The sequence below is a fragment of the Mesorhizobium kowhaii genome, assembly GCF_003253745.1.
GTDB lineage: Bacteria > Pseudomonadota > Alphaproteobacteria > Rhizobiales > Rhizobiaceae > Mesorhizobium > Mesorhizobium kowhaii.
Genome location: NZ_MZXV01000032.1, coordinates 12825 through 27928, shown reverse-complemented (window position 1 = coordinate 27928; position 15104 = coordinate 12825). Strand labels below are relative to the sequence as shown.

11 protein-coding genes are annotated in these 15104 nt (G+C 62.9%); 6 read left to right on the top strand and 5 right to left on the bottom strand.

Annotated elements, in window-relative coordinates; genetic code table 11:
• Positions 1–183: 183 nt before the first annotated feature.
• Positions 184–1179, bottom strand: coding sequence for a rhamnose ABC transporter substrate-binding protein (rhaS, locus tag B5V02_RS13025; protein WP_027055502.1), 996 nt, complete (start codon positions 1177–1179; stop codon positions 184–186).
• A gap of 55 nt (positions 1180–1234) precedes the next feature.
• The gene (locus B5V02_RS13020; RefSeq protein WP_111544589.1) at positions 1235–2044 is read right to left on the bottom strand and encodes a DeoR/GlpR family DNA-binding transcription regulator; all 810 of its coding nucleotides are present in this window, start codon (positions 2042–2044) and stop codon (positions 1235–1237) included.
• Positions 2045–2229: 185 nt separating this feature from the next.
• On the opposite strand from B5V02_RS13020, the gene B5V02_RS13015 reads away from it, so the two are divergent.
• From B5V02_RS13015 to ggt, 3 genes are all read left to right on the top strand, one after another.
• Positions 2230–4332, top strand: coding sequence for a bifunctional rhamnulose-1-phosphate aldolase/short-chain dehydrogenase (locus tag B5V02_RS13015; protein ID WP_111544588.1), 2103 nt, complete (start codon positions 2230–2232; stop codon positions 4330–4332).
• A 114-nt stretch (positions 4333–4446) separates the two neighbouring features.
• Positions 4447–5739, top strand: a complete 1293-nt coding sequence (rhaI, locus tag B5V02_RS13010; protein WP_111544587.1) for an L-rhamnose catabolism isomerase — start codon at positions 4447–4449, stop codon at positions 5737–5739.
• 91 nt (positions 5740–5830) lie between these two features.
• Positions 5831–7570 carry a gamma-glutamyltransferase gene (gene ggt, locus B5V02_RS13005; RefSeq protein WP_111544586.1) on the top strand — a complete coding sequence of 580 codons (1740 nt, stop codon included), beginning with the start codon at positions 5831–5833 and terminating at the stop codon, positions 7568–7570.
• A 23-nt stretch (positions 7571–7593) separates the two neighbouring features.
• Here the strand turns inward: ggt and B5V02_RS13000 are convergent, their stop codons facing one another.
• Together B5V02_RS13000 and B5V02_RS12995 are read right to left on the bottom strand one after the other, a co-directional pair.
• Positions 7594–7941, bottom strand: coding sequence for a hypothetical protein (locus tag B5V02_RS13000; protein WP_167458483.1), 348 nt, complete (start codon positions 7939–7941; stop codon positions 7594–7596).
• A gap of 349 nt (positions 7942–8290) precedes the next feature.
• Positions 8291–10462 (bottom strand): TonB-dependent siderophore receptor, encoded by a 2172-nt coding sequence (locus B5V02_RS12995; protein WP_146606065.1) that lies wholly within the window; start codon positions 10460–10462, stop codon positions 8291–8293.
• A 194-nt stretch (positions 10463–10656) separates the two neighbouring features.
• On the opposite strand from B5V02_RS12995, the gene B5V02_RS12990 reads away from it, so the two are divergent.
• The 3 genes from B5V02_RS12990 to B5V02_RS12980 are packed head-to-tail and all read left to right on the top strand — an operon-like array spanning position 10657 to position 14527.
• Positions 10657–11580, top strand: coding sequence for an ABC transporter substrate-binding protein (locus B5V02_RS12990; protein WP_425374391.1), 924 nt, complete (start codon positions 10657–10659; stop codon positions 11578–11580).
• Positions 11573–13618 carry a Fe(3+)-hydroxamate ABC transporter permease FhuB gene (fhuB, locus tag B5V02_RS12985; protein ID WP_111544584.1) on the top strand — a complete coding sequence of 682 codons (2046 nt, stop codon included), beginning with the start codon at positions 11573–11575 and terminating at the stop codon, positions 13616–13618. Before B5V02_RS12990 ends, fhuB begins: the two co-directional genes overlap by 8 nt.
• Before the next feature lie 24 nt (positions 13619–13642).
• Complete coding sequence (locus B5V02_RS12980) at positions 13643–14527, top strand: alpha/beta hydrolase (RefSeq protein ID WP_111544583.1); 885 nt, start codon at positions 13643–13645, stop codon at positions 14525–14527.
• A gap of 45 nt (positions 14528–14572) precedes the next feature.
• Here the strand turns inward: B5V02_RS12980 and B5V02_RS12975 are convergent, their stop codons facing one another.
• Complete coding sequence (locus B5V02_RS12975; protein ID WP_111544582.1) at positions 14573–15004, bottom strand: hypothetical protein; 432 nt, start codon at positions 15002–15004, stop codon at positions 14573–14575.
• Positions 15005–15104: the final 100 nt, after the last annotated feature.

Here is a 15104-nt window from a genome sequence, read left to right as displayed (position 1 = left end):
GTATCAAGCCCTGAAACAAGGTCGGTTTAAAGTCGCGGCGGGACAGCGCATCCGTCAAAGTTGAAGACTTTGACGATAAGATCATGCGCCGCTTTGATTCTGGAGCACGATCAAACGCAAAACCGGCTTCCACTTTTGCTGATCGTGCTCTGCCCCGCCGCGTTAGCTCGAAGGAGCTCCAGATCAATAGATCTTGGAGAACTTCTCGATGTTGCTCTTGTCGAACTGGAAGGGCGGAGCCATCGCAGCCGAGTTGGTGTCGTCGAGCGTGACCTTGCCGACGCGGCCGATCGACAGCGTGGCGCCCGGCTTGGCCTCTTCCTTCTTCACCGCCAGATCATGGGCGAGGTAGACGGCCGAGTAGCCGAGGTCGATCGGGTTCCACAGCGCAACCGCCTGCGAGGCGCCGTTGTCGATGAACTTCTTGAACTCGGACGGCAGCGCGAGCCCGGTGACGTTGACCTTGCCGATCAGGTTCTCGTCGGTCACCACCTGGGCCGCGGCAACAACGCCGACGGTGGTCGGTGCGATGATAGCCTTGAGGTTCGGGTAGGACTTCAGCAGGCCCTTGGCTTCGTCCGTGCTCTTGGCCGAATCGTCATCGCCGTAGACGGTGGCGACGAGTTTGATCTTTGGGAACTTCTCCGGCAGGATTTTCTTGGCCGCGTCGATCCAGGCGTTCTGGTTGGTCGCAGTGGAAGACGCCGACAGGATGGCGACGTCGCCGCCTTCCGGCAGATAATCGGCTGCCAGCTTGATGATGGTCTCGCCGATCAGGCCGGTGTCGGACGGGTTGAGGTGAAGCTGGCGGCCTTCCTTGGCGACCCCCGAATCCCAGGAGATGACGGTGATGCCGCGCTCCATGGCCTTCTTCAGCACCGGCACCAGCGCGTCGGCGTCGTTGGCCGAAATCGCGATGGCGTTGACCTTCTGTGCGATCAGCGAATTGACCACCTCGATCTGCGCTTCGGCGGTCGCCTTGGTCGGGCCGGTGTAGATGATATCGACATCGCCGAGTTCCTTGGCCGCCTCTTCGGCGCCCTTGTTGGCGGCATCGAAGAAGCCGTTGCCAAGCGACTTCACCACCAGTGCGATCTTGACGTTTTCTGCATAGGCTGCATTCACGAACATGGCGGCCGAGAACGCCGCCGTCACCATCAATTTCTTCAAAAAGCTCATCGAATATCCTCCCTTGAGCGTTGCATTCCATCGCCGCTGCGGGCGTGAGTTGGCCTCAGGCCTGCAGTGAAGATTCTTCCTTGTTGGTTGCCGACTTGCGGGCGACGATCAGCGTCGCGCCAGCGGTCTCGAGCATTTTGGCTTCGCGATCCTCGATGCCGTCATCGGTGATGACGGTGGCGATGCGCGACAGTCCGCACAGGATCAGGCTGGAGCGTTTGCGGAATTTCGAGGAGTCGACCAGCACCACCAGCTCGTCGGCCTGGTCGATCAGTTTCTGCTCCGCCTGGATCAAAAGCGGGTCGCCTTCCATCAGACCGAGCGGTCCCAGCCCCTGGGCGCCCATGAACATGCGGCGCGCATAGAAATTGCGGGTCACGTCATTGTCGAAGGGCGACAGGATGATGTTCTGCTCGCGGTAGATGGTGCCGCCCGACAGCATCACCGTGTTCTTGGAGTGCTTGAGCAAATGCTCGGCGATCGGGAACGAATTGGTGAAGATCGGCATGCGGCGGCCGGTCAGGAAATGCACCATCTGGAAGGTGGTGGTGCCGCCATTGATGATGATCGGCTCGCCGTCTTTGCACAATTCGACCGCTTCGCGGGCGATCGCCCGCTTCTGCGCGGCATTGAGCGTTTCGTTGACTGAAAAGGGCCGGCCGGCGAGGCCGATGAACTGCGGCGGCGAGATCGCCTCGGCGCCGCCGCGCACACGGCGCAGGCGCTTCTGGACGTGGAGCGCCGCGATGTCGCGCCGGATCGTCGCCTCGGACGACTCCGTCAGGTCGACCATCTCCTGCACCGTCACCACAGGCTTTTCCTGGACGGCGGACAGAATGATCCTGTGGCGCTCTTTTTCGTGCATGGTTCCTCCCTGCCCAAGCATCTAGGCACCCAAAACGCGCAGTGTCAATCATTTCCGATCATATAATTTCATTGTGCAGTGCAATATGATCGGTGTTGATCGTTTGTGATTGACAAGCCGGACGCTTCCGTGGAAATTCGGACCAAATGGGCCGCACCGTTTGCGTGCCTTCGGGAGGATTATCCATGCTCGACAAGCGCACCGGCGCACGCCTCGCCAATCTGTGGGACGAGGCCAAGGCTCAATCGATGAGCGAGCCGGAGATTCTGGTTTATCGCTCGAACACGCTCGGTTCCGACAAGCGCGTCACCAATTATGGCGGCGGCAACACCTCCTCGAAGATACGGCAGAAAGACCCGCTCACCGGCGAGGACGTCGAAGTGCTTTGGGTCAAGGGTTCGGGCGGCGACAGCGCCTCGATCAAGCTCGACGGTTTCGCGACGCTCTACATGGACAAGCTGCGGGCGTTGAAGGGGCTTTATCGAGGCCTCGCGCATGAAGACGAGATGGTTGGCTTCCTGCCGCACTGCACCTTCAATCTCAATCCGCGCGCGGCCTCGATCGACACGCCACTGCATGCCTTCGTGCCGAAGCCTTATGTCGACCACATGCATCCCGACGCGATCATCGCCATCGCTGCCGCGAAGGATTCCAAGGCGCTGACCAGGGAGATTTTCGGCGATGCCATCGGCTGGCTGCCGTGGAAGCGGCCGGGTTTCGAACTCGGCCTTTGGCTGGAGAAATTCTGCCTCGAACATCCCGCGGCCAAGGGTGTCATCCTGGAAAGCCATGGCCTGTTCACCTGGGGCGACACGCCGAAGGAATGCTACGAGACGACGATCTCGGTGATCAATCAGGCGATCGAATGGTTCGAGCGCCGCTCCGAGGGCTTGGCCATCTTCGGTGGCGAGGCTGTCAAATCGCTCGACGCCACCGCACGCCGCGCCATCGCTGCGAAGCTGATGCCCAGGATCCGCGGCCTGATTTCGGAAAAGAGCCACAAGCTCGGTCATTTCGACGACCAGCCCGCCGTGCTCGAATTCGTCAACTCCAGGGATTTGCGTCCGCTGGCGGCACTCGGCACCTCGTGTCCGGACCATTTCCTGCGCACCAAGATCCGCCCGCTGGTGATCGAATTCGATCCGGCCAACCCCGATGTCGATGCCGTCATCGCGCGCCTCGCCGACGACGTGGCCGCCTATCGTGTCGGCTACCAGGCCTACTACGACAGCTGCAAGCATGCGGATTCGCCCGCAATTCGCGATCCCAATGCCGTGGTCTACCTGATGCCTGGTGTCGGCATGTTCACCTTCGCCGGCGACAAGGCGACGGCGCGTATTTCGGGCGAGTTCTATGTCAACGCCATCAACGTCATGCGCGGTGCCTCGACGGTCTCGTCCTATGTCGGCTTGCCCGCACAGGAAGCCTTCGACATCGAATATTGGCTGCTCGAGGACCTGAAGCTGCAGCGCATGCCGAAGTCAAAGGCGCTTGCCGGCCAGATCGCGCTGGTCACCGGTGGCGCCGGCGGCATCGGCCGCGCGACGGCAAGCCGGCTGCTGCGCGAAGGCGCCTGCGTCGTGCTGGCCGACATCGATGAGACAGCGCTCGCCAGCGCCAATGACGAGCTGGCCAAGGCCTATGGCAAGGATTTCGTCCGGCCGGTGCTGATCAACGTCACCTCGGAGGATCAGGTCGTCTCCGGCTTCGCCGACACGGCGGTCGAGTTCGGCGGCATCGACATTCTGGTGTCGAATGCTGGTCTCGCCTCTTCGGCGCCGATCGAGGAGACGACGCTGGCGCTGTGGAACAAGAACATGGACATCCTGTCGACCGGATATTTCCTGGTCTCCAGGGAAGCATTCCGGCTGTTCCGGGTGCAGAAGATTGGTGGCAACGTCGTCTTCGTCGCCTCCAAGAACGGCCTCGCCGCCTCGCCCAATGCCGCAGCCTACTGCACCGCCAAGGCCGCCGAGATTCATCTGGCGCGCTGCCTGGCGCTGGAAGGCGCGGAAGCGCAGATCAGGGTCAATGTCGTCAACCCGGACGCTGTGCTGCGCGGCTCGAAGATCTGGACCGGCGAGTGGAAGGAACAGCGCGCCGCCGCCTACAAGATGTCGACCGACGATCTGGAGGAGCATTACCGCTCACGCTCGATGCTGAAGCGCTCGGTGTTTCCCGAGGACATCGCCGAAGCTATCTATTTCTTCGCCTCCGACATGTCGGCCAAGTCCACCGGCAACATCATCAATGTCGACGCGGGCAACGCGCAGAGTTTTACGCGATAATCGTTTGAAGGCGGTGCCGGAGCGCTTCCCTTCTCCCCGTGTCTATACGGGGAGAAGGTGCCGGCAGGCGGATGAGGGGCAGCGCCGGCCGAACGCATTTGGGAGGAAACAATAGTGTCCGAATCCATCATCTCCGCCGACCTCGTCGACAAGGACAATGCCGCGCGCAGGGCCAATCTCGAGCGTGACTACACCTCGCTCGGTGAGCGCCTCGACCGTCGCGGCATCGCCATCGACGTCATCCGCGACAAGGTCGAAAAATTCGCCGTGGCGATCCCGTCCTGGGGCGTCGGCACCGGTGGCACGCGCTTTGCCCGCTTTCCCGGCGCGGGCGAGCCGCGCGACATTTTCGACAAGATCGAGGACTGCGCCGTCATCAAGCAACTGACGCAGGCGACGCCGACCGTGTCCCTGCACATTCCGTGGGACAAGGCCGACCCGAACCGGCTGAAACAGGCGGCCTCGCGCTTCGGCCTCGGCTTCGACGCCATGAATTCCAACACCTTCTCCGATGCCAAGGACCAGACGCTTTCCTATAAATTCGGCTCGCTGTCGCATGCCGATGCCGGCACGCGCCGGCAAGCGGTCGAGCACAATCTCGAATGCATCGAGATCGGCAAGACGCTGGGCTCGAAAGCGCTGACGGTGTGGATCGGCGACGGTTCGAACTTCCCCGGCCAGGTCAATTTCGCGAGAGCCTTCGAGCGCTATCTCGACGCGATGAAAGAGATCTATGCCGGACTGCCGGACGGCTGGAAGCTGTTCACCGAGCACAAGATGTACGAACCGGCCTTCTACTCCACCGTCGTGCAGGACTGGGGCACCAACTACATGATCGCCAAGGAATTGGGCGACAAGGCGTTCTGCCTGGTCGACCTTGGCCACCATGCGCCCAACGTCAACATCGAGATGATCGTCTCGCGGCTGATCCAGTTCAAGAAACTCGGTGGCTTCCATTTCAATGATTCGAAATATGGCGATGACGACCTCGATGCCGGTTCGATCGATCCCTACCGGCTGTTCCTGGTCTTCAACGAACTGGTCGATGCCGAGCTTTCAGGCGCCGAGGGTTTCGATCCGGCCCATATGCTCGACCAGAGCCACAACGTCACCGATCCGATCGAAAGCCTGATGCTGTCGGCGGTCGAGGTACAGCGCGCCTATGCACAAGCGTTGTTGGTCGATCGCAAGGCGCTGGAAGGCTACCAGGACAGCAATGACGCGCTGATGGCGACGCAGACGCTGAAAGCCGCCTATCGAACCGATGTCGAGCCGATCCTCGCCATGGCGCGGTTGAAGACGGGCGGCGCCATCGATCCGGTTGCCGCCTACCGGGCGGCCGGGTACCGCACCAAGGTGGCGGCGGAACGTCCCGTGGTCGCCGGCGGCTCGGGCGGCATTGTCTGACATCTGAATTGATCTGCCTGGTCCACCATTGATGGTGGACTCGGCGGCCCTGACGGGTTCTTCTAGGCGTCCCCCCGCCCGGAGAACCGCCATGCCTCTCACCCGTCGGACATTGATCGCCGCCAGTCTTTCCATCACCTTCGTCCTGGCCCCATTGACGAGCGTCTTCGCCGCGTCGCCCGCACCAGCCAAGGGCGAGCATGGCATGGTGGTGACAGCCCAGCATCTGGCGTCGGAAGTCGGCGTCGAGGTCCTGAAAAAGGGCGGCAATGCGGTCGATGCGGCAGTCGCCGTCGGCTATGCGCTCGCCGTCGTCTACCCCAATGCCGGCAATATCGGCGGCGGCGGCTTCATGACCATCCGCTTCAAGGACGGCAAATCGACCTTCCTCGACTTTCGCGAGCGGGCGCCGCTTGCGGCGACCAAGACGATGTATCTCGACAAGGACGGCAACCCGGTGAAGGGCGCCAGCCTCAACGGCTACCTCGCGGTCGGCGTGCCGGGCTCAGTGGCTGGTTTAGAGATGGCCCGCGAAAAATATGGCAAATTGTCCAGACAGGATCTGATGGCGCCGGCGATCAGCTATGCCAAGGACGGGTTCATCCTCAATCAGGGCGATGCCGCCTCCTTTGCCGGCAGTGCCGACAGGCTGGCGAAGGACCCCGCGGCTGCCGCCATTTTCATGAAACCCGATGGCAAGCCCTATGGCATCGGCGAGCGCCTGATCCAGCCGGACCTTGCCGCCTCGCTTGCCGCCATTTCCGAAAAGGGCCCTGATGCCTTCTACAAAGGCGCCATTGCGGATGCCATCGTCAAGGCGAGCGGCGCCAAGGGCGGCATCCTGGCCAAGCCGGACTTCGAGCAATATGCGGTTCGCGAACTCAAGCCGGTGACCTGCACCTATCGCGGCTACGAGATCACATCCTCGCCGCCGCCGAGCTCCGGCGGCGTCATCATCTGCGAAATCCTCAACGTGCTGGAAGGTTATCCGTTGTCTTACCTCGGCGCCGGTTCCGCCGAGACGATCCATGTCATGGTCGAGGCGATGCGCTACGCCTATGTCGATCGCAATTCGGCGCTCGGCGACCCCGATTTCGTCGAAAACCCGGTCTCGAAACTGCTGGACAAGGCCTATGCCAAGGACATCCGCGACAAGATCGATCCGTTCCGGGCCGGCGTGTCGCAGGACCTGATGCCGAAGGGCTTTGGCGAGAGCAAGGAGACGACGCATTATTCGATCATCGACAATGACGGCAATGCGGTCGCCGTTACCTATACGCTGAACGGCTCGTTCGGCGCCGGCGTCGTCGCCGACGGCACCGGCATCCTGCTCAACAACGAGATGGACGATTTCACCCAGAAACCCGGCGTGCCCAACCTCTATGGTCTGGTCCAGGGCGAAGCCAACGCCATCCAGCCGAAGAAGACGCCGCTATCGTCGATGAGCCCGACCGTCGTGGCCAAGGACGGCAAGCCGTTCATGGTCATCGGCAGCCCGGGCGGTTCGCGCATCATCACCATCACGCTGGAAGCCATCGTCAACGTCGTCGACCATGGCATGAACATCCAGGAGGCGATCGACGCGCCGCGCATCCACCACCAATGGCTGCCCGACACGGTTTACATCGAGCCGTTCGGTCTGTCGCCGGACACTGAGAAACTGCTGGCCGGCATGGGTTATCACCTCGATCTCAGTGATTCGACCTGGGGCCAGGCGGCGGGCATCCTGGTTGGCGGCAAGAGCCTGGCGGAAATCGAGAAGGGCGGCGGCGCCCGCTACAATGGCGCTATCGACAGCCGTGCCGCATCGGGCGAAGCGCTCGGATATTGATGTCCTAATTCACAGCCAGACCGTCACGAAATCAGCGTGACGGTGGACGCTATCAGCATCAACGCGGCGATGCCGACAAACAGCGCGTAAATGCGCGGCCGGTCGAGCAGCAGCGCGTTTCCCGATATCCAGGCCGATGTGGCGCCGCCAAGTGCAAAAAGGAACCCATTGCGGTGCCCGAAGGTCATCGATGCAGCCATCAGCCCGCCAATGATCAGCGCGCCGAACACGATGATCACCGCAACCGCATATTTCTCGAAGTCGTTGCCGCTTCCCATGCTTGGACCTATCGCATTCAACGTCGGCAGATCGTCCGGATCGAAGGGACTCGTCGACCCATATTCGTCTTGACCGGCAGGCTCTCGCATCATTCGTTCTCCGTATAGCGGCAACAAATCATCAAGCCTCGCCGAGCGCAACCCGATCGCACTGCGCTTGATGCATTCGGCACGGTCTTCACCATCTTCCGACGGCGGCTTGCCGCTTGCTTTTGATTCGTGCCCCAGGCGACCGTGGACCGGCCCATTATGGACTGAATTCGTGGAGGAAAGATGATGCCGGGTTTGGATTCGACTGCGCGAGCCGCGATTCTGGGCGGCGTCATGTCGCAGCGGGCGTGACGGGTGGAATCGCCTTGCAGCCGGCGCCGATAAGCACCGGGCCGTGCCTGACTGGCCCAGATCGCCACAACCTGGGCAATTGGGCAGCGTGATTAGAACTTCATGCTGAGGCTGCCCTTGATGACGCGGCCTTCGCCATAGATGCAGCTGAGGTCGGACTTGCTGCCGCTCTCATAGCAATCGAGTAGTAGGTCTTGTCGAACAGGTTGGAGACATTGAGCGCCGCCTGCCAGCCGTTCTTCTTGTAGCGCAGTGCCGCGTCGACCAGCGTGTGGCCGGGCACGTTGACTGTGTTCGTGTTGTCGCCAAAGCTTGCGCCGATGTAGCGCACGCCGGCGCCGAAGCTCAAGCCCTCGAGCACGCCGCTGCCAACTTCATAGTTGGCCCACAGCGATGCCTGGTGTTCCGGCACCCTGGCAGGGCGGTTGCCGGCGTCGTCGCCCTTCGCTATCTCCGCATCGAGATAGGTGTAGGCCGCTGTCGTGCTCAGGCCGAAAGCGAGATCGGCATTGGCCTCGATCTCGAGGCCGCGATGGCGGACTTCTCCGGTCTGCACCTGGCCGAGCGGATTGCTCGGATCGGTCGTCAGCACATTGGTCTTGCGCAGGTCGAACAGCGAGGCGGTGAGGTATCCGGGGAAGAAGGTCGGCTCGTACTTCACGCCGACTTCGTACTGCTTTCCCTTGGAGGGCTGGAACGGCACATTGGACAATGTCTGGCCGATATTGGTGGTGAAGGATTCGGCATAGCTGGCATAGGGCGTCAAGCCATTGTCGAAGAGATAGCCGATGCCGACATTGCCGGTGAAGGCATGGTCCTTCTGATCGTAGCTGCCCGTACCAATCCGGTCCTGATTGGTGTTGTCGATCCAGGCCTGCCGGCCGCCGAGGGTCAGAACCCAGTGGTCGGCGATCTTGGACTGGTTTTGTGCATAAAGACCGATCTGGCCGATCGTCTGCACGCGATCGGCAATGATCAGGCTCGGCGCCGTGACCGGGATCGAGTAGTCCGCGTTCAGCGTGTCTAGCGGCGGACCCTCCCCGTAGCCGTTCTGCCCGTCGACCGACTGCCTGTTGTAATCGAGACCGAACAGCAGCTTGTTTTCGACCGCGCCGAAGCTCGCCTTGTATTCGGCCTGGTTGTCGACATTGAAAAGCGTTGCCGTCTCGTCCACGGTGAACAGCGTGCGCGACATCGTATGGTCGTTGATCATGTCTGGGCCGCCAAGCCATTCGCCATAATAGAGCTGCCGGTAGTCGGTTTCCTGCTGCGAGTAGCGCAGGTTCTGCCGCACCGTCCAATGGTCGTCGAACTCATGGCTGAACTGGTAGCCGATCGACCCATGGTTGGCATCGAAGCGGTCGAAGTCGGGCGAGCCGGTGAAGAAATTACGCGGCAGATTGCCGTATTCCGCTGGCAGGAACTGAATCGGGGTCAGCCTGTCCCATTGGTAGTTGGCCAGGATGGTCAGCGAGGTCTGCGCATCCGGCTGCCACTTGAGCGCCGGCGCGACGAAGATGCGGTCGTTGCGGGAATAGTCGGTTTCGATCTCGCCGTTGCGAACCAGACCGGTCAGCCGGTAGGACCATATGCCGGCATCGTCGATCGGGCCGCCGACATCGAGCCCGGCCTCGACCGTGTTGAAGCTGTCATAGCTGAGGAAGCCGTCATAGATCGGCTTATCCGTCGGCCGCTTGGTGATGGCATTGACCATGCCGCCGGCCTCGTTCTCGCCGTAGAGCACCGAGGACGGTCCCTTCAGCACCTCGATTCGCTCCAGCCCATAGGGTTCGATCTTGAAGCCGGAGAAATCGATCACCTTCTGCGGCAGGCCGTCGCGATAGATCGCCGACGTGCAGAGGTCGAAGCCACGGATCAGGCATTGGTCGAAGCGGTCGTCGATACCCCATGGCGAAGTCGTGACGCCGGCAAGATAGGATAGGCTGTCCTCGAGCTGCCCCGGCTGGCGGTCGTCGAGTTGTTTGCGAGTGATGACCGACACCGACTGCGGAATTTCCTTCAGCGGCGTGTCGGTCTTCGAGCCGGTGGTGGTATTCTTGGCGATATAGCCGTCATCCGGGCCGACCGGGCTGCCGGTCTGCCCCTCGACATTGATCGGGTTGAGCTCGGTCGTGGCGTCCTGCGCAAGGGCCTGCGCGCAAAGCAGGGTCGAGAGCGATGCGACCACAAGGCCCTGGGCCCGGCTTCGCCGACGCGCCGCACGATATGCACTCAACCCCATCTCGACACCCTCACTGCCTGCGATGCGCACAGCGGCGTTCCGGCCGCGCACCAAATTCAAATTGTTGAGTCATTTAATCATCTTCAATGTTGACTATTAAAGTCATGTTTCATAGTCAACCGGCCATCGGCTGCCGACAGCCAGATTTTTGGAATTGTGTTGTTCTGGAGAAAGACCGTGCCTGACATCCACGCCCAGACGGCTTCCCGCACAGGCACTGTGCGATGATGGCGGCCCTCGAATCTCACAGGGCTGACCGTCTCCGCAGCCGGATCACCCGGCGCGGCGCGCTGGGGCTTTTCGTTCTGTCCTTCACCGCAATTGCATCGCCATCTGCCGCGGCCAGGCCGCTGCGCATCGTCTGCCTGGATGACGGGCTGGCCGAGACCTTGCTCACGCTCGGTGTCAGCCCGGTCGCCATTGCCGGTCGTGACGTCTGGGAGACCTGGGTGGTCGAGCCGCCGCTGCCGCCTGACATCGCCGATGTCGGCACGCTGCTCGAGCCCAATCTCGAACTGCTGCGGCAGCTCAGGCCCGACATCATCCTGGCCATGCCGTATCTCGACGGTATCAAGCCGCTGCTCGAACGCGTGGCGCCGGTGACGACGATCGGGCTCTATACCGAAGCCGGGCAGCCCTATCGGCGCGCCGTCGAGGCGACGCGCCAGCTCGCCAGGCTTGTCGGCAAGGAAAGCGAAGGCGAAGCGCTGATCGCGGCGACGGATGCGTATTTTTCGGAAGTTCGCCAGCAGCTGGCGCCGCTTTCGGCGCGGCCGATCTATGTCGTCAGCTTCATGGACCCGCGCAATGTGCGCGTCTACGGCAAGAAAAGTCTGTTCCAGGAGGTGTTCGACCGCATCGGGCTGAGCAACGCCTGGACCGGCGAGACCAACTATTGGGGGTTTTCGACCGTCGGCATCGACGGCCTGACGACATCCAGCGACGCACGCCTCGCCTATCTGGAGCCTTTGCCCGACGGCGCCGGCGGCACGCTGACCGAAAGCCCGGTCTGGAACGCCATGCCTTTCGTGCGCAACCGCTCGATCATGCGTCTTCCCGCCGTGCTGATGTTCGGCGCGCTTCCGTCCGCGACACGCTTCGCACGCGTCCTGGCCAAGGCGATGATCGAGGAAGCCGCCAATGGCTGAGGACGGGGCGATCATGGCATCAGAACGCAAGCTTGCCGCCTGGGTCTTGCCGCGTGGCTTATTCGTCAATCAACCGGTTGGAGCGATCCTGCTCTTCTCGTTGCTCACCGCCGCTGCAGTGGCGGCGACCGTCTCCAATCTCAATGTGCAATTGCCGGCGGCGCTCTGGCTCCAATCGCTGACTGCCCCCGACATCGAGGACATGCGGCAGGTGCTCGTCCACTACGCCTTCCTGCCCAGGCTTGCGGTCAGCCTTCTGTGCGGCGCGGCACTCGGACTTGCCGGAACCGTCCTGCAACAGGTTCTGCGCAATCCGCTTGCCTCGCCCGAAACGGTCGGCGTCTCGGCCGGCGCCTATCTGGCGCTGGCGCTGGCGACGCTTCTTTCGCCTTCCTTGCTCGCCTTCGGCCGCGAATGGGTAGCGCTAGCCGGCGCTTTCCTCGCCCTTGCCGCCGTCTTTGCTCTGTCCTGGCACAAGGGCCTGTCGCCGCTTTCGGTCGTACTGGCGGGGTTGGTCGTCAGCCTCTATGCCGGCGCCATCGGCGCGGCGCTTATCGTGCTTCGGCATGAATGGCTGGCCAGCCTGTTCATCTGGGGTGCGGGCTCACTCGGCCAGCAGGACTGGTCGACGACGCTGTGGCTGTTGCCGCGCATCGGCACTGCTGCGCTGGCGATCTTCCTCATGGTGCGGCCGCTGACCTTGCTTGGCCTCGACGATGAAGGCGCGCGCAGTCTTGGCGTGCCGCTCGGCGCCTATCGCTTCGCCGGGCTGGCGGCGGCCGTCGCGTTGATCGCTTTCGTCGTTGCCGCTGTCGGCGTCATCGGCTTTGTCGGCCTGGCCGCCGCGACCCTGGCGCGCATCGGCGGCGCACGCCGGCTGGGCCAGCAACTGGTGCTGGCGCCGCTCCTCGGTGGCGCATTGCTGTGGGCCGCCGATCAGGGCGTGCAGATCGCCACCGGACCGCAAGGCGATCTGCTGCCGACCGGAGCCATCACCGCGCTCCTCGGCGCGCCGCTGCTGCTTTGGCTATTGCCCCGCCTTGCCCTTGGTTCTGAAGCCCCGGCCTTGACGGCCGAGCGTCTGCCACGCGCAGGCCGGCCCGGCCTTGTGCTCGCAGCATTCGGCCTGGCTCTGCCTTTGTTGCTGGGCCTGGCCTTGCTCTATGGGCCGGGACCGCATGGCTGGACCTTCGCTCTCGCCGATGAGCTACAGCCGCTGCTGTCGTGGCGGTGGCCGCGCGTGCTTGCCGCGCTGAGTGCCGGCGCGATGCTGGCGCTTGCCGGGCTGATGATGCAGCGGCTGACCGGCAATCCGATGGCCAGCCCCGAAGTGCTGGGCATCAGCGCCGGTGCCGCGCTCGGCATGATGGTGGCGTTGTTCTCCATCTCCGATGCAGGCCGTCCGCTGCAGACCGCGGCGGCAACCATCGGCGCCTTCGCTGCTCTTCTGGTGACGCTGGCGATCGGCCGCCGTGCTGCCTATGCGCCCGAACGGTTGCTGCTTGCCGGGGTGGCTTTGACGGCTTTGTTCGACGCGCTGATCCTGGTGCTCACCGCCACCGGCGATCCGCGCGCCATGCTGCTGCTCAACTGGCTCACCGGCTCGACCTATGGCGTCGATGTGGGCGCTGCCTTGATGACGGGCGGTATCGCCGTCTGCCTCTTCGCGTTTGCGCCCCTCTTCATGCGCTGGCTCGACATCCTGCCGCTCGGCTCCGCTGCCGTTCAAGGCCTCGGCGTCAACGTGAAGAGGACGCGGCTTCTCGTGCTGCTGATGGTCGCCGCGCTCACCGCCGCCTCGACGTTGATCGTCGGTCCGCTGACCTTCATCGGCCTGATGGCGCCGCATCTTGCCCGCCGCCTTGGCCTTTCCCGCGCGCTGCCGCAAGCCGCCGGCGCGGTGCTCGCCGGCGCGCTGATCATGGTCGCCGCCGACTGGATCGGCCGCATCGCCATCTTCCCGCGCCAGATCCCGGCCGGTCTCGTTGCCACGCTGATCGGCGGCCCGGTGCTGATGTGGCTGCTGCGCCGCCGCTGACTTTTTGTCCCTGTGGAGATATCCATGTCCAAGTCGATGGCGACGCCAGCCTTTATGGCCGACACCACGGTCCGTGATTTCATGCCGGCGCATGGCGGTGCCCCCTGGCGGATTTTCCTGCACGTGCCGGCAAAGCCGGCGCCGCAAGCCGGCTGGCCGATCCTATACATGACCGACGGCAATGCCGTCATCGGCACGGCCGTCGACGCGGCGCGCGCGCAGGCGAGCTATCTCGCCGGCACCAATGTCTGCGAAGGCGTCATCGTTGCCATCGGCTATCCCGTCGAGGGGGCCTATGATCCGCTGCGGCGCTCATGGGATCTCGGCCCGCCGCCGGGCAAGACCTATCGGCCCTTCTTTGATGGCACCCCTGATGTCAGGACGGGCGGGGCAGGGGAATTCCTTGCCTTCATCGAGGATGAGCTGAAGCCCTGGGTGGCGAGTCGCGCCAGGATCGATGAAAGTCGCCAGGCGCTGTATGGCCATTCCTTCGGTGGCCTGTTCGCTCTCTATGCCCTTTTCACCCGCCCGCTCTCGTTCCGGACCTGGATCGCAGCCAGCCCTGCCATCTATTGGGAGGACCGCGCCCTCGATGGCTTTCTCGAAGCCTTCGAGGCGGCCAATCCCGAACTGACGGTTGACGTGATCCTGTCGGCTGGCGAGTACGAGACCGAGAAGCTGGCGCCGTTCCAGATTGGTGCCGAGGACGAAGAAAAGCGGCTGCAGCAGAAGAAGGTGACACGCACCGACGAATTCGCGCGGGCAATGGCGGAGCGTCTCCACGCCGTCCCGGGCGTGCGCGCGAGCTTCGAGCTGCATGCCGGCGAGAACCACATGTCGATCCTGCCGGTCACTGTCAATCGCGCGGTGCAGGCGGCGTTTGCGGTGCGGAGGGCGGACGCCACCTAGCCACCCGCCCCCTGAGTAGTGGCGCCTGTAGCATTCCGAGATTTCTTATGCAGGCGGCAGCTCGAACAGGGTGGCACCGTTCTCCTGGCCGCGCTGGACATAGCCGATGACTCCAAACCATCTTGCGACATCCGGCCCCTGAAGCCAGCTGCGCGAGTGGATGGGGAGGTTGCCGGCGAGCGCCTGGATGTGCCTGATATGCCGCTTGCAGAAGCGGACGGTCGTGGCACGGAAGAAGTCCTCCTGCGCGGCAAACAGCGTATCGGCAGCGTCGCTATTTTCATGCCAGGCGATGATCGCCACGGTCTTGTCGCCTTCGACAAGCGCATGCGCACGGCCTTCTTTCAAGTTCATCATCAGATTGTCGTACGCGCTCTTGCTGTCCTTGCCCGCGGCGACGTATTCGTCCGACATTCGCTTGGACAGACCGCGAAAGACATCCTCGAGATCCCCGAGCGTTGCTGCGCGTGCTCTCATTTCTCCTCCTAGCGCCCCGGTAGGCAGTTTGCCCTAAGGTTGGGGGATCACCAAGCAAATCAAATCCGCAGGCAGCCCAATGAGCGCAAAGTTGTTTCGC